Genomic DNA, 22,095 nt, shown 5'->3' on the forward strand with positions numbered 1-22,095 from the left:
ATCTGTCCACAATACGGGACGATCTCCACGTCATCACGATCGGGCAACGCCGGACATCCGCCGTTTGACTACGGCCCGTTTCGGCGGCAGGTTAAGGCGGCAGCCATGTCCGGTTTCGGTCGGTCACCACTACGAGGCAGGGGAACACAACGCGTGAGCACGCCACTCGAGGTCGAGCCGGGTTCTTCGTCGGCACAGCCGGAAGCCGTTCTCGAGGGTGTCCGCAAGATCGAGGGCCGGTCGCTGTGGCAGATCTCCTGGATCCGCCTCAAGCGGGACAAGATCGCGCTGGCCGGTGGCGCGTTCGTGGTGCTGCTGATCCTGGTCGCGATCTTCGCGCCGTTGATCTGCAAGATCGTCGGCGTCACCCCCAATGACTTCCACCAAGATCTGGTCGACCCCTCGTTGCAGACCCCGCTCGGGAATCTCGGCGGGATGAGCGCTGATCATCCACTCGGGGTGGAGCCGGTTAACGGCCGCGACATCCTCGCCCGCATCCTGTACGGCGCCCGGATCTCGCTGCTGATCGCCGTCCTGGCGACGGCTTTGTCGGTGGTGATCGGCGTCGCGATGGGCGTGATCGCCGGCTACTTCGGCGGCTGGATCGACACCCTGATCAGCCGGCTGATGGACATCTTCCTGGCCTTCCCGCTGGTGCTGTTCGCGCTGGCGCTGGTCGGCGCGGTGCCGGACTCGATTCTCGGCCTGGAGGGCGACCCGCTGCGGGTGGCGCTGATCGTGTTCATCATCGGCTTCTTCAGCTGGCCCTACATCGGCCGGATCATCCGCGGCCAGACACTGTCGCTGCGCGAGCGTGAGTTCGTCGACGCGGCCCGCAGCCTGGGCGCCCGCCGGCCGTACATCCTGTTCACCGAGTTGCTGCCGAACCTGATCGCGCCGATCCTGGTCTACGCGACGCTGCTGATCCCGACCAACGTGCTGTTCGAGGCCGGCCTGTCCTACCTCGGCGTGGGCGTCCGCCCGCCGACGGCCAGCTGGGGCGACATGCTGTCGATCGCCGCCAACTGGTACCAGGTCAACCCGACGTACATGCTCTGGCCGGGCCTGGCGATCTTCGTCACGGTGCTGGCCTTCAACCTGTTCGGCGACGGCCTGCGGGACGCGCTCGACCCACGCTCGCGATAACGGACTTCTCTCCAAACAGGGAGCCTGGGCTTCCACGAAAAAAGGGGTGCAAGAAAAGATGAGATGGAATCGCATCACGACGGCTACCGCCGTCAGTGCGGCCGTCGCCATGAGCCTCGTGGCTTGCGGTGGGGGGCCCAAGGCCACTCCGGGAGGCTCGGGCGGCAACTCCGACGGGGCCACGGCGGAGTTCAACGCCGCGGTCGGCAAGGTGTTCAAGCCCAGCGACAAAAAGGGCGGCACTCTGCGGATGGCCATCAGCGAGAACTGGGACTCCACCGACCCGGGCGACACCTACTACGGTCTGTCCTGGGACCTGGTGCGCAACTACGTCCGGCCGCTGATGACGTTCAAGGTGGCCCCGGGCGCCGAGGGCGCGAAGCCGGTTCCGGACCTCGCCGAGGCGCCTGGCGTCCCGAGTGACAACGCCAAGACCTGGACCTACAAGATCCGCAAGGGCGTGAAGTTCGAGGACGGTACTCCGGTCACGTCGAAGGACGTGAAGTACGGCGTCGCGCGCTCCCTCGACAAGGCGACACTGCCGAGTGGCCCGACGTACTTCAACGACTTCCTGCTGGACGTGCCGAAGGGCTTCAGCGTCTACAAGGACAAGACGCTGGCCGGTGTCGCGAAGGCGATCGAGACCCCGGACGACCAGACCATCGTCTTCCACCTGAACAAGCCGTTCGCGAGCTTCGACTACTTCGCGCAACTGCCGTCCACCGCCGCGGTGCCGCAGGCCAAGGACACCGGCGCGAAGTACAAGGAGCACCCGGTCTCGACCGGTCCGTACAAGTTCGAGACCTACGACCAGAACAAGGGCTTCACCCTGGCCCGCAACGATCAGTACGACGCGGCCACCGACCCGGACTCGGGCCGCAGGGCGCTGCCGGACAAGATCAGCGTCGCGTTCAACGTCAACGGCACCGACATCGACAACCGGCTGATCGCCGGTGACCTCGACGTCGACATCGCCGGAACCGGCGTCCAGCCGGAGACGCAGGCGAAGATCTTGGCCGACCCGAAGCTGAAGGCGAACGCCGACAACGTGCCGGCCTCCCGCCTCAACTTCACCGTCCTGAACAGCGACGTTCCCCCGCTGAACAACGTGCACTGCCGCAAGGCGGTGCTCTACGCGGCCGATCACGAGGGCTACCAGCGTGCCTACGGCGGTCCGATCGGTGGCGACATCGCCACCAACCTGATGCCGCCGCTGGTCACCGGCGCCAAGAAGTTCGACGACTACGGCTTCGAGACCGACAAGAACGGCAACGTCGAGAAGGCCAAGGCTGAGCTCAAGGAGTGCGGTCAGCCGAACGGCTTCGACGTCAACATCTCCTACCGCTCGGACCGCGGCAAGGAGAAGGCGGTCGCCGAGGTCCTGCAGCAGTCGCTGAAGAAGGCCGGCATCAACCTGACCACGAAGCCCTACCCGACCGGTGACTACACCAAGCTGTACGCCGGTAAGCCGGACTTCGCGAAGGCCAACAAGCTCGGCCTGATCGTTTACAGTTGGGGTGCGGACTGGGGCGACGGCTTCGGCTTCCTGAGCCAGATCGTCGACAGCCGGACCATCCGCGCCACTGGTGGTAACACCAACCTGGGCATCCGGATCCCCGAGGTCGACCAGATGATCGACAAGGCGCTCCAGACCACCGACGAGGCCGCCCGCAACGAGATTTGGGCCGGTGTCGACAAGAAGGTCATGGACGAGGCCGGCGTACTGCCGGGCACCTGGGCCAAGGGCCTGCTGTACCGCCCGGAGACCCTGGCCAACGTGTTCTCCAACGACGGTCAGAACATGTACGACTACGCCGGGATCGGGCTCGCCCTGAAGTAGCACCGGTTGCCCTGAACAACCATCAGTCGCCAGCAGAGGTAGGTGAAGGCTAAGGTGGCCGGTGATCAGCGATGATCACCGGCCACCACGCCGAGCACGGTGTTCGCATATCTGGTCCGCCGGTTGATCGGAGCAGTGATCCTGCTCTTCATCGTCACGGCCGTGACATTCTCGATCTTCTTCCAGGTCCCTAAACTCGGCGGCGCGACCGCTGACGACCTGGCCTCGCGCTACGTCGGCAAGAGTGCGGGCGCCGAGCAGATCCACGAGACGGCGGTGAGGCTCGGTTTCACCGACCCGCTGCCGGTTCAGTACGGCCGCTTCGTGAAGGGCTTGTTCGTCGGTCAGGAATACAACTACGGTCCTGCGACCGAGCGCTGCCCGGCACCGTGCTTCGGCTACTCCTTCCTGACCCAGACCCCGGTCTGGCCCGACCTGAAGGCCCGATTACCGGTCACCGCGTCCCTGGCCGGTGGAGCCGCGTTCATCTGGCTCGTCACCGGTGTGGGTACCGGCATCGTGTCGGCGCTGAGACGGGGGTCGGTGCTCGACCGGGGCCTGATGTCGGTCGCACTGGCCGGCGTCTCGCTGCCGATCTTCTTCACCGGCTTGCTCTCGCTGTCGATCTTCAGCTACAACCTGGGCTGGACCGCACAGGGCGGCACGAACCCGCTCGACGAGACCAACCCGATCTGGTGGGCCTACGACCTGATCCTGCCCTGGGTCACGCTGGCCTTCCTGTACGCCGCGTCGTACGCACGACTCACCCGGGCCGGCATGCTCGAGACGATGAACGAGGACTTCGTCCGGACCGCCCGCGCCAAGGGCCTGACCGAGCGGACGGTCGTGGTCAAGCACGGCCTGCGCTCGGCGCTGACCCCGATCCTGACCATCTTCGGCCTGGACCTCGGTCTGCTGATGGGTGGCGCGATCCTCACCGAGACGACCTTCTCGCTGCCCGGCATCGGCCAGTACGCCGTGATCGCGCTGCGCGCCAACGACCTGCCGAAGGTGCTCGGCGTGACGCTGATCGCCGCGTTCTTCATCGTGCTGGCGAACCTGATCGTCGATCTCCTGTACGCCGTCGTCGACCCGAGGGTGCGCATCTCGTGACCGAACCTCAAGACACCGTCCAGCGGATCGAGCGCGGCGAGGCCTTTCTCGACGTCCGCGACCTGAAGGTGCACTTCCCGACCGACGACGGCGTGGTCAAGTCCGTCGACGGTCTGTCGTTCAAGCTGGAGCGCGGCAAGACGCTCGGCATCGTCGGCGAGTCCGGCTCCGGCAAGAGCGTCACCAGCCTGTCGATCATGGGTCTGCACAAGGCCGGTACGGCGAAGATCAGCGGCGAGGTGTTCCTGGACGGCCAGGACCTGGTCTCCAGCAGCGCCGAAGAGGTGCGGCTGCTGCGCGGCAAGCGGATGGCGATGATCTTCCAGGACCCGCTGTCGGCGATGCACCCCTTCTACACGGTCGGCCGGCAGATCGTCGAGGCCTACCGGGTGCACAACCACGTCACCAAGGCGGTCGCCCGCAAGCACGCGATCGACATGCTCGACCGGGTCGGCATCCCGCAGCCGGACAAGCGCGTGGACGCCTACCCGCACCAGTTCTCCGGCGGGATGCGGCAGCGCGCGATGATCGCGATGGCGCTGTCCTGCGACCCGGACCTGCTCATCGCCGACGAGCCGACCACCGCGCTGGACGTCACCGTGCAGGCGCAGATCCTGGACCTGATCCGCGACCTGCAGCGCGAGTTCAACTCCGCCGTCATCATCATCACCCACGACCTCGGTGTGGTCGCCGAGCTCGCCGACGACATCCAGGTGATGTACGCCGGCCGCGCGATCGAGTACGGCACCGCGGACGACATCTTCGAGCGGCCGCAGCATCCCTACACCTGGGGGCTGCTCGGCTCGATGCCGCGGATCGACCGGGAGCGCACCGAGCGGCTGATCCCGATCAAGGGCAGCCCGCCCAGCCTGATCAACGTCCCGACCGGCTGCGCGTTCAACCCGCGCTGCAACTACTCGCAGCTGAACGGCGGAGCCAGCGAGACCGACCGGCCCGAGCTGCTGGACGTCGGCGCCGGCCACCAGGTGGCCTGCCACCTGTCCGGCGCTGACCGCGAGCGGATCTGGACCGAAGAGATCAAGCCGAAACTGTGACGGATCCCGGGAACGACGGAGCCATTGTGACCACTGCCGAAACCGAAGCCGTCAAGGCCGATCCCGCCGACGGCGAGCCGTTGCTGTCAGCAACGAACCTGACCAAGCACTTCCCGATCCGCAAGGGCCTGCTGCAGCGCCAGACCGGCGCCGTCCAGGCCGTGGACGGGCTGACCTTCAGCGTGATGAAGGGCGAGACGCTGTCGCTGGTGGGGGAGTCGGGCTGCGGCAAGACCACCACCGGCCGGCTGCTGACCCGGCTGCTGGAGCCGACCGACGGCAAGATCGTCTTCGAGGGTCATGACATCAGCCACGTCGGCGACGGCAAGATGCGGCCGCTGCGGCGGGACATCCAGATGATCTTCCAGGACCCGTACGGCTCGCTGAACCCGCGGCACACGGTCGGCAAGATCGTCGGGGCGCCGTACCGGCTGCAGGGTGTGAAGCCCGAGGGCGGTGTCAAGAAGACCGTCCAGGAGCTGCTCGAACTGGTCGGCCTGAGCCCGGAGCACTACAACCGGTACCCGCACGAGTTCTCCGGTGGTCAGCGGCAGCGGATCGGGATCGCCCGGACGCTCGCGCTGCGGCCGAAGCTGATCGTGGCCGACGAGCCGGTGTCCGCGCTGGACGTGTCGATCCAGGCCCAGGTGGTGAACCTGCTGGAGGACCTCCAGAACGAGTTCGACCTCACCTACGTGATGATCGCGCACGACCTGTCGGTGGTCCGGCACGTGTCGGACCGGGTCGCGGTGATGTACCTGGGCAAGATCGTCGAGCTGGCCGACCGGGTCAGCCTCTACGAGAGCCCGATGCACCCGTACACGCTGGCGCTGCTGTCCGCCGTACCGATCCCGGACACCAAGCGCAAGACCAAGCGTGAGCGGATCCGGCTGGAGGGCGACGTCCCGAGCCCGATCAACCCACCGCCGGCCTGCCGCTTCCACACCCGCTGCTGGAAGGCACAGGACATCTGCAAGACGGTCGAGCCGCCGCTCCTGCAGATCGCCCCGGGCCACCAGAGCGCGTGCCACTTCCCGGAGAACGCCACCGAGGAACAGGCCGCCACCGCCCTGAAGGCGGTCGAAGGCGCGGCGTCCGCGGTGTAGTTGCGCACTGCAACCAATGACGGCCTACGCAACGGCCGGGATCCCCTCGTCGAGGGGATCCCGGCCGTTCGTCGTACGGGTGGCTCAGCGGGCGACGCGTTGCAGGAGCAGGACGGCGTCGGGGCCCAGGTGGGAGCTGAGCCGGCGCAGGCCGTGGCTGGTACGGCGTTTGACCGCCGGGACCGAGCAGCCGAGGATGCCGGCCGCCTCGGTCTCGGTGCGTGACTCGTAGAACCGCAGGACCAGCGCGTCCCGCTGCCGGGCCGGCAGGTTCTGCAAGCCGGTGTCGAGCCAGTCGCGGGCCGTCACGTCCTCGCGGTGCGCGATCGTGGCGTGCTGATTCACCTGAGATTCCCCCTTCGAGCTTCTGTCTCCCGATGACATGACGCTCTGGGCCCTACGATCGGTTGCACCCGGTCGGTAGATTTCTTTCGAAGTTCCCGTCCTTCGGCCGTCAGGTGGCGGTGTGGTGTTCGTCGATCTGCCGGAGCCTGGCGTGCGCCCGGTCCTGGCGGAGCTGGTCCTCGGCGGCGGTGGCGATGTCGAGGGCTTCCCGCGCGGCGGCCCGGGCACGGTCGTGATCGCCCTGCCGCAGGTACGCCTCGGCGATGTCGATCAGGAGGTTGCCCAGACTGCTCTGCATTCCACCGGTCCGGGTCAGCGCGACGGCCTGCTCGAGGTAGTCGATCGCGTCCTCGATCCGGTTCAGTTCCAAGTCGGCCGAACCGATGTTGTGCAGCGCGAGCGCCCGGCCCGTCTCATTGCCGGACTCGACGCAGCCGGCCAGACCCTCGACGAAGTACTCGCGCCCTCGTTCCAACTCACCGCGCAGACAGTGCGACACACCCAGCACGGTCAGCGACAGATTGGTGCCCAGCGGGTCGCTGATCGCACGGGTCAGCCTCAGAGCGCGTTCGGCACGGTTGATCGCGTCGTCGAAGTGCCGCTGGTCGGCGAGCATCCGGGCGGCGTTGTTGAGTGCCACCGCCTCACCTGTCCGGTGGCCGACGGCATGGAACTCGGCGGCGGCGTGCTCGAAACTCGCCAGCGCCGGTCCGGGCTGACCCAGTTGCGCCTGCGCGATGCCCAGGTCGCCGCGAACCGCCGCCGCGAGCGTCCGATCGGTGCTGTGCTCCAGCGCGAGAGTCGCGAGGGCGGCGTGATCGAGGAAGCGGCCGCACGCGATGAAGTACGTCGTCAGCGCCACGGTGAGGCGTGCCAGTCGGTCGGCGAGCGGGCCGTCGCCGACCTTGGTGGCGAGCCGCAGGAGGATGTTGTGTTCTTCTTGGATCCACTCGATCGCCTGCCCGGAGGTGGTGAGTCGCGGACCTTCCGGCAGATCTGTCGGTGCCCACGCCAGCCGTGGGCTGAGTGGCTCGATGAGCTTGCCCGCCGTCCAGGCCGCGGCCTCGTACAGATCAAGCAGCCGGGCCAGCGCCTGCTGCTGCTCGTCGGGTGCCACGAGCCGCGCCGCGAGCTCGCGCGCGTATAGGTGGACGAGGTCGTGCGCCTGGTAGCGATCTGGTGCTACCGAGCCGAGGACATGCGCGTCCACCAAGGATTCGAGCTCCTGCGAGGCGATCGACTCCGAAGACCCGGCCAGCCGTGCGGCAGCCGCAGTACCGACTTCGGTGCTGTCGAGCAGGCCGAGTACGGCGAGCATCTTCTGTGAGGGCGTGCTCGCGTCGCTCTCGCCGAACGACACTTCGAGGCTGCTGCGCACGCTGAGGTCGTCCGTGGACAGCTCCCCGAGTCTGCGCTGCTCGTCCTCGAGCCGGTCGGCGACGTGCTGCACCAGCCGGTGCGGCTGGGCCGCCAGGCGGCCGGCCGCGATGCGCAACGCCAGCGGCAGACCCGCGCAACTGCGGATCAGGCGTGCCGAGGCGTCAGGCTCGGCGGCAACCCGCGACGGTCCGGCGACCGAGCGCAGGACGTCGAGTGCCACCTCGTCGGTGAGAACGTCGACCTGTACGTGGGAAGCCGCCACAAGCCGGGTCAGCCAGACCCGGCTGATCACGATCGCCGCGGAGTCCGCGGTGGCGGGGAGCAGGTCCGCGACCTGGTCGGGACCGGTCGCGTTCTCGAGCACCATCAGGGTCCTGCGTCCCGCCAGCCGGGTGCGCAGCAGGGAGGCCGCCTCAGCTTGGTCGGCTGGAATCTCCGGGTCGGCAAGTCCGGTGCCCCGCAGCAGTTGTTGCAGTGCCTCCCAGGGAGTCAGCGGCCGACCGGAGCCGAATCCGTTCAGATCGACGGCCAGCAGGCCGTCTGGGAACTCGGTGGCGACTTGCGCCGCCGCCGCGGCGGCCAGAGCCGACTTCCCGACGCCTGCCATTCCCTGAATCGTCACGACTCGCGCACTACCGGGCCCGGCCGGGGTGAGGAGAGCGCGGCAGAGCAGCTCGAGTTCGGGCGCCCGGCCGGTGAAGTGCGGGTCGACTTCCGGGACCTCCCGTGCCACCCGCCACGGCCCCCCGCTCGCCCCCGGTGGACGCTGCTCGGACGCTGTCGCCGTGGCCGGCCCCCGACGGGGCACCGCGGCGACGAGCTCGGCAGCGTCCGCACTGCTCAGCCCGAGCGCGATCGTCAGCCGATCGGTGGTCGACTTCCGGGGAAAGCGCCGCGCCCCCGTCTCCAGCAGCTGGATCGCCTGCTCGGTCACCCCGGTCCGCTCGGCCAGCTCCGCCTGGGTGAACTGCCTCGCGACCCGGAACCGCCGCAACATCTGTCCGAAGGTCTCCGCCACCGCGCGAACTTTACAGTCCGGCGGCAGAAGAGTCCCGGCGAGTGTCGCAGTGGTCCGGGGCGGCCCCGCGTTCGACAATGTCGAACGTACGGCGTTGTGCCGCCTCGCAAACGCTCCTACATTCCAGTCCTCCGTGGTCGTCACGGGGTGGAAGGGAGACAGAGCATGGCTACGACTGAAGCAGTCAAGGCGAAGACCCTTCTGGGGGAGTGTTCCGCCGAGCTGGCCGGTACGTTCATCCTGATCCTGTTCGGGTGTGGTGTGGTGGCGCAGGTGGCCGCCGCGGGGATCGGGGATCACGACTCCATCGCGTGGGCCTGGGGGCTCGGGGTGACCCTGGGCATCTACGTCGCGGGCCGGATGACCGGCGCTCATCTGAATCCGGCGGTGACGATCGCGCTGGCGGCGTTCCGTGGGTTCTCCTGGAAGAAGGTGCTGCCGTACTCGGTGGCGCAGTTCCTCGGCGCGTTTCTGGCGGCTCTGGTGGTCCGCTGGAACTACACCGAGGCGCTGAACAAGTTCGACCCCGGGCTGACGATCAAGAGCCAGGGCGTGTTCTCCACCCTGCCGGGCAACGGCAGCCTGGATCTCGGCGTCGGGATGTGGGGCGGTTTCCGGGACCAGATCATCGGTACGGCGATCCTGATGCTGGTCATCCTGGCGATCACCGACCTGCGCAACACGTCCCCGGGCGTCAACCTGGCGCCGTTCGTCGTCGGCCTGCTGGTGGTCGGTATCGGGATGGCGTGGGGCACCAACGCCGGGTACGCGATCAACCCGGCCCGTGACTTCGGCCCGAGGCTGGCGTCGTTCTTCACCGGGTACGAGGGAGCGTTCAAGGATCAGTTCGGGGACATCTATTTCTGGGTGCCGATCGTGGCACCGATCATCGGGGCCCTGCTCGGCGCGTTCCTGTACGACCTGCTGGTCGGGCGGCACCTGCCGATCGCCGACGAGGACGAGGAGCCCGGACGCATTCCCGAGGACAAGACCGCCGCATGACCCGGCCAACAGCGTGTGAGGAGAGGACTTTCCATGGCTGACTTCGTCGGTGCCGTCGACCAGGGCACCACGAGCACCCGCTTCATGATCTTCGACCACTCCGGCAACGAGGTGGGCAAGCACCAGCTCGAGCACTCCCAGATCCTGCCGCAGGCGGGCTGGGTGGAGCACAACCCGGTGGAGATCTGGGAGCGCACCAGCTCGGTGATCAAGACCGCGATGAACGCCCAGGGCCTGCAGTCGAGCGACCTGGCGGCGCTCGGGATCACCAACCAGCGCGAGACCGCGGTGGTCTGGAACCGCAAGACCGGGCGACCGTACTACAACGCGATCGTCTGGCAGGACACCCGGACCGACCGGATCGCCTCGGCCCTGGAGCGCGAGGGCAAGGGCGACGTGATCCGGCAGAAGGCCGGGCTGCCGCCGGCGACGTACTTCTCGGCCGGCAAGGTGCAGTGGATCCTCGAGAACGTCGACGGGGTCCGCGAGGCCGCCGAGGCCGGTGACGCCGTCTTCGGCAACACCGACACCTGGCTGCTGTGGCACCTGACCGGTGGCGTCGACGGCGGAGTGCACATTACCGACGTGACGAACGCCAGCCGCACGATGCTGATGAACCTGGAGACGCTCGACTGGGACGACGAGCTGATCTCGTTCTTCGACATCCCCCGGCAGATGCTGCCGGAGATCCGTCCGTCGTCGGACCCGAACAAGTACGGCGAGACGCTGGCGAACGGGCCCCTCCAGGGGGTGGTCCCGCTGACCGGCGACCTCGGGGACCAGCAGGCCGCGACGGTCGGTCAGGTCTGCTTCAACCCGGGCGAGGCCAAGAACACCTACGGCACCGGCAACTTCATGCTGCTGAACACCGGCACCGAGCTGGTCCGCTCCAAGGCGGGCCTGCTGAGCACGATGGCGTACAAGTTCGGCGACGACGCGCCGGTCTACGCGCTGGAGGGCTCGATCGCGGTGACCGGGTCGGCGGTGCAGTGGCTGCGGGACCAGCTCGGCATCATCTCGGGGGCGAGCGAGACCGAGACGCTGGCCCGGCAGGTCGAGGACAACGGCGGCGTGTACTTCGTCCCGGCGTTCTCCGGCCTCTTCGCGCCGTACTGGCGGTCCGACGCCCGCGGCGCGATCGTCGGGCTGTCGCGGTTCAACACCAACGCTCACCTGGCGCGAGCGACACTGGAAGCGATCTGCTACCAGAGCAAGGACGTGGCCGACGCGATGGAGAAGGACTCGGGGGTGAAGCTCGAGGTGCTCAAGGTCGACGGCGGCGTCACGGCCAACGAGCTCTGCATGCAGATGCAGGCCGACATCCTCGGCGTCCCGGTGAGCAAGCCGGTCGTCGCGGAGACGACGGCCCTCGGCGCGGCGTACGCGGCCGGGCTGGCGGTCGGGTTCTGGAACAACACCGACGAACTGGTGCAGAACTGGAACGAGGACAAGCGCTGGAGCCCGGAGTGGAACGACGAGCAGCGTGCGGCCGGGTACAAGGGCTGGGAGAAGGCCGTCCAGCGGACGCTCGACTGGGTCGACGTCGACTAGCGGCACGGCAGCGGTACGGCAGTCAGCAGTAGACACAACCGGAAGGAACAGCACAGTGGCGGTAGTGGCTCTGTCCCCGCAAGCGAGGTCGGAGGCCATCGACGCGATGGCGGACGGCCGCGAACTGGACGTCCTGGTGATCGGCGGCGGGGTGGTCGGCACCGGGTCGGCCCTGGACGCCGCGACCCGGGGCCTGACCACCGGGCTGCTGGAGGCCCGCGACTACGCGAGCGGGACCTCCAGCCGGTCCAGCAAGCTGATGCACGGTGGCTTGCGGTACCTGGAGATGCTCGACTTCCGGCTGGTGCACGAGGCGTTGCAGGAGCGCGGCCTGCTCCTGCAACGCCTGGCACCGCACCTGGTCAAGCCGGTGCCCTTCCTCTACCCGCTCCAGCACCGCTGGTGGGAGCGGTTCTACGCCGGCGCCGGCGTCGCCCTGTACGACGCGATGGCGGTCAGTTCGGGTAACGGCGCCGGCCTCCCGATGCACCGGCACCTGACCCGGCGCGGCGCGATGCGACTGGTGCCGAGCCTGAAGAAGTCGGCGCTGGTCGGCGCCCTGCAGTACTACGACGCGCAGGTCGACGACGCCCGGCACACGATGGAGCTGGCCCGCACGGCGGCGTCGTACGGCGCGCACGTCGCGAACCGGGTCAAGGTGACCGGCTTCCTGCGCCAGGGCGAGCGGGTGACCGGCGTCCAGGCCAAGGACCTAGAGAGCGGCCGCGAGTTCGAGGTCCGCGCCAAGCAGGTCGTCAACGCGACCGGCGTGTGGACCGACGACACCCAGGCGATGGTCGGCGAGCGCGGGCAGTACCACGTGCGCGCGTCGAAGGGCATCCACCTGGTCGTGCCGAAGGACCGGATCCAGTCCAGCAGCGGGATGATCCTGCGGACCGAGAAGTCCGTCCTGTTCATCATCCCGTGGGGCCGGCACTGGCTGATCGGTACCACCGACACCGACTGGAACCTGGACAAGGCCCACCCGGCCGCGACCAGCAAGGACATCGAGTACCTGCTCGACCACGTGAACGCGGTGCTGAACACGCCGCTGACCCGCGAGGACGTCGAGGGCGTGTACGCCGGGCTGCGGCCGCTGCTGGCCGGCGAGTCGGAGAGCACGTCCAAGCTGTCCCGCGAGCACGTCGTCGCGCACGCGGCGCCGGGACTCGTGGTGGTTGCCGGCGGCAAGTACACGACGTACCGGGTGATGGCCAAGGACGCGATCGACGCGGTCGCCAACGCGCTCGACGGCCGGGTCCCGAAGTGCACCACCAAGACGATCCCGCTGGTCGGCGCGGACGGTTATCCGGCGCTGTGGAACCAGCGGCACCTGATCGCGCGGGAGTCCGGGCTGCACGTGGCCCGGATCGAGCACCTGCTCAACCGGTACGGCGCGCTGATCAGCGAGGTGCTCGCGCTGGTCAAGGAGGACCCGTCACTGGGCGACCAGCTGCCGGGGACGCAGGACTACCTGAAGGCCGAGGTCGTGTACGCGGCCCGCTCCGAGGGCGCCCGGCACCTGGACGACGTACTGGCCCGGCGGACCCGGATCTCGATCGAGGCCTGGGACCGCGGCGCGGGCGCGGCCGACGCCGCGGCGCGGCTGATCGCGCCGGAGCTCGGCTGGGACGAGGCCACGATCGAGCGCGAGGTGTCCTTCTACCTGCAGCGGGTCCAGTCCGAGCGCGACTCGCAGGACCAGCCGGACGACGAGTCGGCCGACAAGGTGCGCCTGGGCGCGCCGGACATTGTCTCGCCGGCCTGACAAATGCTTGCCCGGAGCACCTTCGTGGGGGGTGCTCCGGGCAGAGTCCGGTCAGAAGGTGGCGCCGAGCTCGAGCAGGCGCTCGACGGCGTACGACGGGTCGATGAGTGACTCGGGCGTGTGCAGGCCCGGTGCGGCGGGGGTGCTCGTGAGCCCGAGCAGACTCTCCACGCCCAGGGTGATCCCGAGGGCTGTCAGCGGCCGCTGACCGGCGGAGTGTGTGAGGTAGCGGGTTGTCGTGTGGGCGTTGCCGGCGCGGTCGGTGCCTTCGAGGTCGATGCGGACCTCGACCGACGCCTGACCACCCGTACGGCGGCCCGCGGACTCGCCGACGCCCATGTCGAAACGGACGTCGGCCGCGCCGGTCGCGAGGGCCAGGCTGGTGACGTCGAGAATCGGGAGGCTCTGGGCGGCGTACACCGAGCCGTCGGCGCTGACCAGCTCCGCGTCGACGTCGGTGATCCACTGGAAGGTGCCGTCGCGGCGGACGAGTCCGGCGGTGGTCGCGGTCGACCAGCGTTCGAGGTCGGCGGCGCCGGCCGGGCCGCCGATGTCCAGCTCGTCCAGCAGCGCTTGGACGCGGACGCTGTCGACGCGGGCGAAGTCCTGCGCCACCGCGAGCGTCGCCAGGACGGCGATGCCCGCGCACCAGTGGCTGGCGACCAGGATCGGAGCGGCGGTCGGCCGCTGCGCGGCGGCGACGATCTCCGGCGACGTGTCGACGAGGGCGCTGGAGATGCTGAGGTACGGCACGCCATGGTCCTGCGCGTAGTGCAGGCCGTTGTGGTGGGAGTCCCACAAGGCGGCGACGACGGCCGAGTAGGTGTGGCCGGCGGGCAGGCCGAGGCCACGGCTGCGCAGATCGATCGTCACGGCGGTCGCGCCGCCGAGCTCGTCGGCGACCTTCTGGGCGCGGCCGAGGTCGCGGCCGGCGATGGTGATCGGCAGGTTCGGGTGCTGCCGGCGCAGCTGCCGCGCGGTGTCGGATCCGGCCTGGCCGGTGCCGCCGAGGATGAGGACGGGGTGCATGTGCGCTCCTTGCTACATTTTGTAGGTTACATCTTGTAGGATAGGCACATGACAGTGCGGTTGAGCAAACAGGCCAGACGCGAGCAGCTGCTCGAGGCCGCGGTTACCGTGGTCCGGACGCGCGGCGCCGACGGGCTGACGCTGGTCACGCTGGCGGAGGCCGCCGGGGTGAGCCGGCCGATCGTCTACGACCACTTCGGGACCCGGGCGGGGTTGCTGATCGAGCTGTACCGGCGGCTGGACGAGCGGCACAAGACCGCGATCGAGCGCGCCGTACGGGAGGCGGCGCCGGAGGTCGACGACATCGCGCGGGTGGTCAGCGCGGCGTACTTCGCGTGCGTCCGTGAGATGCCGGAGCTGGCCGCGGTCTCGGCCGCGGTGAAGGGGACTCCGGAGATGGAGGCCGTCCAGCGGGAGCTGCTCGACGGGTACGTCGAGCTGATGGCGGCCGCGCTCGCGCCGTACTCGACGTTGGCGCCCGGCGCGTTGCGGCTGCGCTGCGTCGGCGTACTGGGAGCGGCCGAGGCGCTGGCTCGTGAGGACGGCGGTGAAGCTGCCCTGACCGCGCTGATCGTCGGTGGGATCCAGTGAGCGGTTGGTGAGCTGACTTCCGTAGGTTGGCCGGGACCGACTGACGGGAGAGATCGATGTACCACCGGTTCGTGGCGGCGCAGGTCCGCAAGGCGTTCGCGGAGATCACCGCCGGCAACTGGGAGGCGATGGTGCGGGGGATGGCGCCGGAGTTCACCTACCGGTTCTACGGCGATCACGCGTTGTCGGGGGAGCGGCACACGCACGACGCCTTGCGCGCGTGGTGGCGGCGGGCGTTCCGGTTGATGCCCGAGACCCGGTTCACGGTGAACGACGTGCTGGTCGCGGGGTGGCCGTGGAACACGCGGGTCGCGACGGCGGTCACCGTCGACGTCGGGCTGGTCGACGGTACGACGTACCAGAACGTGGTGCATCAGTTCCTGCGGATGAGGTGGGGCAAGATCACCGAGGTCCGGACGCTGGAGGACACGGCGGTGCTGGAGCGGGCCCTCGACCGGCTGGCGGTGGCCGGGTACGAGGAGGCGCACGCGGCGCCGATCACCGACGGGGTTCCGGCCGGGCGCTGACGGTGTGGCCGCGACCTCGGAGGGTTTGCGCGCCCGGCATAGTGTCGGGTCGGAACATCGTCACGGGGATGTGGTCTGGAGGAGTGAATGGATCGGATCGCCGAGCTGATCGAGTCAGCTGAGGCGGAAGCGGTGTGGGGCTACGAGAGTTCGGCCTCACCTGCGGTGGCAGAGTCGCTAGGGCTCGCGGGCCGCCGGATCGGTGGTGGTGTCGTGCTGGCGGTGCCCGACGACGTGACGAACTACTGGAGCAAGGCGCTCGGCTTCGGCTTCGGGGCGCCGGTGACGGTCGACCTGGTCGAGGAGATCATCGAGTTCTACCGCACCCACGGCGTCCGGTTCGCGACGCTGCAGTTCGCGCCGTCGGTGCTGCCGCGCGACTGGGACGCGATCGTCGCGAAGACCGGTCTGACCGCCGGCGGGACCTGGCTGAAGCTGGCGCGGCTGGCTGGGCTGGTGGAGTCTGCCGACACCGACCTGAGGATCGGCGAGGTGCCGGTGGAGCAGGCCGACGAGTGGGCGACGACGTTGATGCGCGGTTTCGGGATGCCGACCGACAAGCTCGTCCCGATGATCTCGGCCGTGGTCGACCGTCCCGGCTTCACGCCGTACGGCGCCTGGGACGGCGACACGATGGTCGGCGCGGCCTCGCTGGCGATCCACGACCAGGTGGCGACGTTCGCGGGCGCGGCCGTGCTGCCGTCGTACCGGGGACGGGGTGCGCAGTCGGCGCTGCTCGCGGCCCGTGCGCGGCAGGCGTCGGCCGAAGGCGCGAAATGGTTGAGTGCGGAGACCGGCAAACCGGACGACGGCGAGCAGAACTCCTCGCTGAACAACATGCTCCGGACCGGCTTCGAGATCCGCTACGCCCGCCAGAACTGGATCTGGCGCGCCGAGGACTAGCTGTTGTCCTGCTGCTCGGGGCGGATCCAGCCGAAGGTGCGCTGGACCGCCGCCTGCCAGTTCGCGTACTCGGTGGCGCGCCGGTCCGGGTCCATGTCGGGCAGCCACTGGCCGGCGCGGTGCCAGTTGCTGCGCAGGCCTTCGAGGTCCGGCCAGTAGCCGACGGCCAGGCCCGCGGCGTACGCGGCACCGAGTGAGACCGTCTCGGTCACCATCGGCCGGACCACCCGGACGTCGAGCAGGTCGGCGAGGAACTGCATCAGCAGGTTGTTCGCGGTCATCCCGCCGTCGACCTTGAGCGCCTTCAGCGCGATCCCGGAGTCGGCGTTCATCGCGTCGACGACCTCGAGGGTCTGGAAGCCGGTCGCCTCCAGGACAGCCCGGGCGAGATGGCCTTTGGTGATGTACGACGTCAGCCCGGCGATCACGCCGCGCGCCTCGCTGCGCCAGTGCGGCGCGAACAGGCCGGAGAACGCGGGCACGATGTACGCGCCACCGTTGTCCTCGACGGTCCGGGCCAGCGTCTCGATCTCGGCGGCGGTGTGGATCAGGCCGAGCCCGTCGCGAAACCACTGCACCAGCGAACCGGTGACGGCCATCGAGCCTTCCAGCGCGTACGCCGCCGGCTGGTCGCCGATCTGGTACGCGACGGTGGTCAGCATGCCGTGGGTCGACCGGACGATCTCCTTGCCGGTGTTCAGCAGCAGGAACGACCCGGTGCCGTACGTGCACTTCGCCTCACCCGGGCTGAAGCAGGTCTGGCCGAACAGCGCGGCCTGCTGGTCGCCGAGAGCGGCGCCGATCCGTACGCCGGGGAGCACGGCGGTCGCCGTACCGAAGACGCCGGAGGACGGACGGATCTCGGGGAGGACCGACCGCGGTACGTTGAACGCGTCGAGGAGTTGGTCGTCCCACTCGAGGGTCTCGATGTTCATCAGCATCGTGCGGCTGGCGTTGGTGACGTCGGTGACGTGCAGGCCGCCTTCCGGCCCGCCGGTGAAGTTCCAGATCAGCCAGGACTCCATCGTGCCGAACAGGACGTCGCCGGCGACGGCGCGGGCGCGCAGGCCGGGGGTGTGGTCGAGCATCCAGCGCAGGCGGGGCGCGGAGAAGTAGGTGGTGAGAGGGAGACCGCAGAGGTCGACGAAGCGGTCCGGGCCTTCGTCGCCGGCCAGCTCGGTGATCAGGCGGCTGGTACGGGTGTCCTGCCAGACGACGGCGTGACCGATCGGCTGACCGGTCCGGCGGTCCCAGAGCAGGCTGGTCTCGCGCTGGTTGGTGATGCCGATGGCAACGATCTGGGACGGTGCCGCGCCGATCTGCCGGACGGCGGCGGGGACGACGCGGGTGACGTTGCGCCAGATCTCGGCGGCGTCGTGCTCGACCCAGCCGGGCTTGGGGAAGTACTGCTTGTGCTCGCGCTGGGCGACCGAGACGAGCCGGCCGCGACGGTCGAAGAGGATGCAGCGCGTGGAGTTGGTGCCCTGGTCGACGGCCGCGACGTACTGCTCAGCCATCAGCCGTCGTCTCGGAGGTCGCGGCCGATGGCCTCGGCGGTGGCGCGCACCATGGTGACCAGGTCGGTGCGGTGGCGCAGGCGGGTGTCGCAGATCCGCTCGATCCGGCCGGTGAGGCCGACGGCGCCGACGACGAGACCGCCCAGGCCGCGGATCGGCGCGGCGATGCCGGCCAGTTCGACGGTGTGCTCCTCGAACTCACCGGCCCAGCCCTTGGCCCGTACGGCGGCCAGTTCGTCGGCCAGCCGGGCGGGCTCGAGGATCGTCCGGGTGGTGAAGGCTTCCAGGGTCTTCGGCTTGGCGGCGCCGCTGGTGTCGAAGGCGAGCACCGCCTTGCCGAGGGCGGTCGCGTGCGGCGGTAGCGTCGTACCGACGTCCAGGTCCTGGTCGCTGTCGTCGGGCCGGAAGACGTGGTGCACGACGACCACCTTGCCCTCGACGAGCCGCCCGACCCGGACCACCTCGCCGCTGCGGGAGGCCAGCGAGTCGGCCCAGTTGATCGCGCGGCTGCGCAGCTCGTTCGGATCGAGGTAGGTCTCGCCGAGCCGTCCGAAGGCGTCGCTCAGGCGGTAGTGCGCGCCGGACCGGTCCTGCTCGACGAAGCCGACCTGGTGCAGCGTACGGACGATCCCGTGCACGGTCGCCTTCGCCAGCCCGAGCGCGTTGCCGAGATCCGCGACGCCCAGGCCGTTCGGGGCAGCGGCGAGCAGGCGCAGCACTGCGGCAGCACGCTCGATCGACTGGACGCTGCCCGGCACACCGGCAGGCTACCGGTGAACAACGCTCAGCGGAGCAGTTCGGCTACTACTCGGTCGCGATCGCTTGCAGGACGTCGAGCCGCGCTGCACGGCGTGACGGCCAGATCGCAGCCAGTACGCCGACAACCGCCGCGACCACGACGGCCGCGACGAGCTGCAGCACCGGTACGTCGAGCACGCCGAGCCCGTCGTCCGCCATCACGTGCTGCACCGCGGCCCCGGCGAACCCACCGACCAGCAGGCCGAGGACCGCGCCGAACAACGCGATCGCGACCGCCTCCACCTGCAGCATCCGCCGGACCTGCGGCCGGTCCATCCCGATCGCGCGCAGCAGCCCGAGCTCGCGGGTCCGCTCGACGACGCCGAGGGCGAGCGTGTTGACCACCCCGAGCAGCGCGATCAGGACGGCGAACCCGAGCAGCGCGCCGACGATGCCGAGGATCCCGTTGATCGGGGCACGCTCGGCCGCGGCGTACGCCTGCTGGTCGCGGACCGCGACCGAGGGGTAGTCCTGGATCGCCCGGGCGACCGCCGGCCCGACGGTCGCCGGATCGGTGCCGTCGGCAACTTCGAGGTAGAGCGTGGCGTCGATCTCGCCGCCTCCGAGCTCGGTGAACTTCGGCAGGCTGGTGAGGACGGCGTCGACCTGGTGGTTCGGCGCGATGACCGCGCCGACGGTCAGCTGGTGCTTGCCGGTGCTCGTGGTGAGGGTGAACGTCTCGCCGACCGCGAGCTCGAGCTGGTTCGCGAGGTTGCGGGGGAGCACGACCTGACCCTGCGCGAGGCTTTCGAGCGATCCGGCGGTGGCAGTGGCCGTGATCGGGCCGTCGAGGGTGCCGTCGGAGACGCCGGCGACGGTGACCGGGCGGTCGTCGACCTCGCCGGCCGACTGGCGGACGCGGTGCACGCCGGAGATGCCCTGCACCGTGGCGAGCTGGTCGCCGACCGCCGTACTGAACGGGCGGTCGCTGGTGACGACCAGCTCGGACGTCCCGATCGCGTCGGCGATGCCCTGGTCGACCGAGGCCTTGGCCGACGAGGCGATCACGAAGAGCCCGCTGACCAGGGCGAGCGAGATCATCAACGCCGACGCCGTGGCCGCCGTACGGCGGGGGTTGCGCTCCGCGTTGCGGCGGCCGAGCACGACGGCGGCCCGGCGGCCGAGCGGGAGCATCAGCCCGCGCACGGCGTACCGGCTGATCAGGGGGAGCGTCATGACCAGGCCGAGCAGCACCAGGGCGGTGGTGAGGCCGACCAGGACCGCGCCCGGCAGGCCGTCGGCCGTGAGCGAGATCAGGAGCAGGAGGACTGCCATCAGCAGCAGGAAGCCGCCGATGACGACCCGGACGACCAGGCTGCGCTCCGGGATCGTCGGGTCGGCGCGCAGAGCGACCACCGGCGAGAGCTTGCCCGCTCTCCGCGCAGCGGGGTAGGCCGCGGCGGTGGTGATGCCCACGCCGAGGAGGTACGACGCGATGATCGTCGCGGGGCTGACCTGGAGCGCCGCCGACGGGATCGCCAGGTCGAGGCGTTGGTACAGGTACTGGATGGCGCCTGCGCCCCCCACTCCGAGCAGGAGTCCCAGTGTCGAGCCAATGACGCCGATCACGAGGGCCTCGGCGAGGACCGTGCCGGTGACCTGGCCGCCGGAGGCGCCGACGGCGCGGAGGAGGGCGAGTTCGCGGCTGCGCTGGGCGACGACCATCGCGAAGGTGTTGACGATCAGGAACGTGCTGACGAACAGGGCCAGACCGGCGAACAGCAGCAGTGCCGCGGTAAGGCCGCCGAAGGTGTCGTCCAGGGCGCTTTCGCCGTCGGCCGTGACCTCGGCCGCGGTGCGGACCTCGACGGTGTCGCCAATGGTTGTCCGGATCGTGCTGCTGACGGCGTCGGGATTCTGGCCGGGCTGCAGCGCGACGCCGATCGAGGTCCAGCCGGGCTTACCGAGGAGCAGGAGCTGGGCGGTCGCGCTGTCGAAGGCGACGAGAGGTGCGCCGGCCGACGTGCCGGACAGGCCGGGGGTGGTGAGACCGGTCAGCGTGGCCGTGACGGCGCGGGCGGGGGTGACGACCTTGACCTTCTGGCCGACCTCGAAGCCCTCGCGGTCGGCGGTGTTGCGGTCGAGGGTGAGCTGCTCGGTGCCCCACGGCTGGGTGCCCTGGAGGAGCTTGAACGGCGCGGTCCGCTCGTCGTGCGGCCAGCTCGTCCCGAAGGTCGCCAGGCTGTAGGTGTCGATCGGTTGGCCGTCCTTGGCCAGGATCTCGACGTCGGGCACCAGCAGTTGGGCGTCGGCCGCAGCGACCCCTGGTACGGCGGCGATGCGGTCGGCGATCTCGATCGAGAGGGTCGGCGTACCGGCGGACAGCGGGGAGGCCGGGGTGACGGTGAGGTCGGCGGTGGCGCCGGCGAAGTTCTTCTTCAGGGCGGCGGAGAGGGTGTCGCTGAAGACCATCGCGCCGCTGACGAAACCGATGCCGAGCAGGACGGCGACCGTGCACAGGACGAACCGCAGCCGGTGCGCGAGCACCGACCGGAGGCCGAGCTTGAGCATCAGCCGGCCTGCGCCTGGGGGTCTGGGGTGGTGCCGTCGCTCGCCTGGCTCGGCCTGCCTGCGCTCGCGGTCGCCTGGGCGGTGCCGGGGGTTTCCAGGCGTTTCATCGTGTCGAGGACGGACTCGGCGGTCGGGTCGACGAGCTCCTCGCGCAGCCGGCCGTCGGCCAGGAACAGCACGCGGTCGGCGTACGCGGCGGCGGTCGGGTCGTGCGTCACCATCACCACGGTCTGGCCGAACTCACGGACCGAGCGGTGCAGGAACGCGAGGACGTCGGCCGAGGCGCGGGAGTCGAGGTTGCCGGTCGGTTCGTCGGCGAAGACCACGTGCGGGCGGGAAGCCAGCGCACGGGCACAGGCGACGCGCTGCTGCTGCCCGCCGGACAGCTCACTGGGCTTGTGGTGCAGGCGGTCCTTCAGCCCGACCGTCTCGACGATCAGGTCGAGCCAGGCCTGGTCCGGCTTGCGGTTGGCCAGGGTGAGCGGGAGCGTGATGTTCTCGAGCGCGGTCAGCGTCGGGACCAGGTTGAACGCCTGAAAGACGAACCCGACGCGGTCTCTCCTGAGGTGGGTGAGGGCCTTCTCGGTGAGCCTGGTCAGGTCGACGTCACCCAGGAAGACCTGCCCGCTGGTCGGCCGATCGAGCCCCGCCAGGCAGTGCAGGAGCGTGGACTTGCCCGACCCCGACGGTCCCATGATCGCGGTGAACCGGCCCTGCCCGAACTGCACGCTGACGTCGGCCAGCGCGTCGATCCGGGTCTCACCGGCGCCGTAGCTCCTGCCGAGCCCGAAGGTGGCGATCGCAACGGCCGGCTGAACGGGTTCCGCGGTCATGGGGGAACGCTAACGTGCGAAGGTTCCTCGGCACCGGACAACCCCGGCCCGGCGCACCCGCC

General features: G+C 69.5%; 18 protein-coding genes. 11 read left to right on the forward strand and 7 right to left on the reverse strand.

Going from position 1 to position 22,095, the window contains the following annotated elements:
- Positions 1-153 precede the first annotated feature (153 nt).
- From HDA39_RS08400 to HDA39_RS08420, 5 genes are all read left to right on the forward strand, one after another.
- Positions 154-1,146 (forward strand): ABC transporter permease subunit, encoded by a 993-nt coding sequence (locus HDA39_RS08400; protein WP_184794666.1) that lies wholly within the window; start codon positions 154-156, stop codon positions 1,144-1,146.
- Positions 1,147-1,204: 58 nt separating this feature from the next.
- Positions 1,205-2,986 carry an ABC transporter substrate-binding protein gene (locus tag HDA39_RS08405; RefSeq protein ID WP_184794667.1) on the forward strand — a complete coding sequence of 594 codons (1,782 nt, stop codon included), beginning with the start codon at positions 1,205-1,207 and terminating at the stop codon, positions 2,984-2,986.
- A 99-nt stretch (positions 2,987-3,085) separates the two neighbouring features.
- Positions 3,086-4,099: an ABC transporter permease subunit gene (locus HDA39_RS08410; RefSeq protein ID WP_184794668.1), complete on the forward strand. Its 1,014-nt coding sequence runs from the start codon at positions 3,086-3,088 to the stop codon at positions 4,097-4,099.
- Positions 4,096-5,154 carry an ABC transporter ATP-binding protein gene (locus tag HDA39_RS08415; protein ID WP_337925675.1) on the forward strand — a complete coding sequence of 353 codons (1,059 nt, stop codon included), beginning with the start codon at positions 4,096-4,098 and terminating at the stop codon, positions 5,152-5,154. The genes HDA39_RS08410 and HDA39_RS08415 overlap by 4 nt, the downstream gene beginning before the upstream one ends.
- Positions 5,155-5,180: 26 nt before the next feature.
- Positions 5,181-6,260 (forward strand): ABC transporter ATP-binding protein, encoded by a 1,080-nt coding sequence (locus HDA39_RS08420; RefSeq protein ID WP_337925676.1) that lies wholly within the window; start codon positions 5,181-5,183, stop codon positions 6,258-6,260.
- A gap of 84 nt (positions 6,261-6,344) precedes the next feature.
- Here HDA39_RS08420 and HDA39_RS08425 read toward each other — a convergent pair whose 3' ends face one another.
- The gene (locus HDA39_RS08425; protein ID WP_202892912.1) at positions 6,345-6,605 is read right to left on the reverse strand and encodes a sigma factor-like helix-turn-helix DNA-binding protein; all 261 of its coding nucleotides are present in this window, start codon (positions 6,603-6,605) and stop codon (positions 6,345-6,347) included.
- Positions 6,606-6,714: 109 nt separating this feature from the next.
- On the reverse strand, positions 6,715-9,147 hold the full coding sequence (locus HDA39_RS08430) for a tetratricopeptide repeat protein (protein WP_184794670.1): 2,433 nt from the start codon (positions 9,145-9,147) through the stop codon (positions 6,715-6,717).
- Between the two features lie 21 nt (positions 9,148-9,168).
- Between HDA39_RS08430 and HDA39_RS08435 the strand changes: the two genes are divergently transcribed.
- The 3 genes from HDA39_RS08435 to HDA39_RS08445 are packed head-to-tail and all read left to right on the forward strand — an operon-like array spanning position 9,169 to position 13,324.
- Complete coding sequence (locus tag HDA39_RS08435) at positions 9,169-10,005, forward strand: MIP/aquaporin family protein (RefSeq protein ID WP_184794671.1); 837 nt, start codon at positions 9,169-9,171, stop codon at positions 10,003-10,005.
- A 33-nt stretch (positions 10,006-10,038) separates the two neighbouring features.
- Positions 10,039-11,556: a glycerol kinase GlpK gene (gene glpK, locus HDA39_RS08440; RefSeq protein WP_184794672.1), complete on the forward strand. Its 1,518-nt coding sequence runs from the start codon at positions 10,039-10,041 to the stop codon at positions 11,554-11,556.
- 55 nt (positions 11,557-11,611) lie between these two features.
- Positions 11,612-13,324: a glycerol-3-phosphate dehydrogenase/oxidase gene (locus HDA39_RS08445; RefSeq protein WP_337925677.1), complete on the forward strand. Its 1,713-nt coding sequence runs from the start codon at positions 11,612-11,614 to the stop codon at positions 13,322-13,324.
- A gap of 51 nt (positions 13,325-13,375) precedes the next feature.
- On the opposite strand, the gene HDA39_RS08450 is transcribed toward HDA39_RS08445, so the two are convergent.
- Positions 13,376-14,353: a saccharopine dehydrogenase gene (locus HDA39_RS08450; protein ID WP_184794673.1), complete on the reverse strand. Its 978-nt coding sequence runs from the start codon at positions 14,351-14,353 to the stop codon at positions 13,376-13,378.
- Positions 14,354-14,401: 48 nt separating this feature from the next.
- On the opposite strand from HDA39_RS08450, the gene HDA39_RS08455 reads away from it, so the two are divergent.
- The 3 genes from HDA39_RS08455 to HDA39_RS08465 all read left to right on the forward strand — a co-directional run bounded on the left by HDA39_RS08455 (position 14,402) and on the right by HDA39_RS08465 (position 16,374).
- Positions 14,402-14,944, forward strand: a complete 543-nt coding sequence (locus tag HDA39_RS08455) for a TetR/AcrR family transcriptional regulator (protein WP_184794674.1) — start codon at positions 14,402-14,404, stop codon at positions 14,942-14,944.
- A gap of 56 nt (positions 14,945-15,000) precedes the next feature.
- Entirely contained in the window at positions 15,001-15,471 is a 471-nt protein-coding gene (locus tag HDA39_RS08460) for a nuclear transport factor 2 family protein (RefSeq protein WP_184794675.1), read from the forward strand.
- An 87-nt stretch (positions 15,472-15,558) separates the two neighbouring features.
- Positions 15,559-16,374, forward strand: coding sequence for a GNAT family N-acetyltransferase (locus HDA39_RS08465; protein WP_184794676.1), 816 nt, complete (start codon positions 15,559-15,561; stop codon positions 16,372-16,374).
- Here the strand turns inward: HDA39_RS08465 and glpK (HDA39_RS08470) are convergent.
- The 4 genes from glpK (HDA39_RS08470) to HDA39_RS08485 are packed head-to-tail and all read right to left on the reverse strand — an operon-like array spanning position 16,371 to position 22,033.
- Positions 16,371-17,891, reverse strand: coding sequence for a glycerol kinase GlpK (gene glpK / locus HDA39_RS08470; RefSeq protein WP_184794677.1), 1,521 nt, complete (start codon positions 17,889-17,891; stop codon positions 16,371-16,373). The genes HDA39_RS08465 and glpK (HDA39_RS08470) overlap by 4 nt on opposite strands.
- The gene (locus tag HDA39_RS43645) at positions 17,891-18,649 is read right to left on the reverse strand and encodes an IclR family transcriptional regulator domain-containing protein (RefSeq protein ID WP_184794678.1); all 759 of its coding nucleotides are present in this window, start codon (positions 18,647-18,649) and stop codon (positions 17,891-17,893) included. Before HDA39_RS43645 ends, glpK (HDA39_RS08470) begins: the two co-directional genes overlap by 1 nt.
- A 46-nt stretch (positions 18,650-18,695) precedes the next feature.
- Complete coding sequence (locus HDA39_RS08480) at positions 18,696-21,200, reverse strand: ABC transporter permease (RefSeq protein ID WP_184794679.1); 2,505 nt, start codon at positions 21,198-21,200, stop codon at positions 18,696-18,698.
- Positions 21,200-22,033 (reverse strand): ABC transporter ATP-binding protein, encoded by an 834-nt coding sequence (locus HDA39_RS08485; protein ID WP_184794680.1) that lies wholly within the window; start codon positions 22,031-22,033, stop codon positions 21,200-21,202. The genes HDA39_RS08480 and HDA39_RS08485 overlap by 1 nt, the downstream gene beginning before the upstream one ends.
- Positions 22,034-22,095 lie beyond the last annotated feature (62 nt).

The organism is Kribbella italica (assembly GCF_014205135.1).
GTDB classification, from domain to species: domain Bacteria; phylum Actinomycetota; class Actinomycetes; order Propionibacteriales; family Kribbellaceae; genus Kribbella; species Kribbella italica.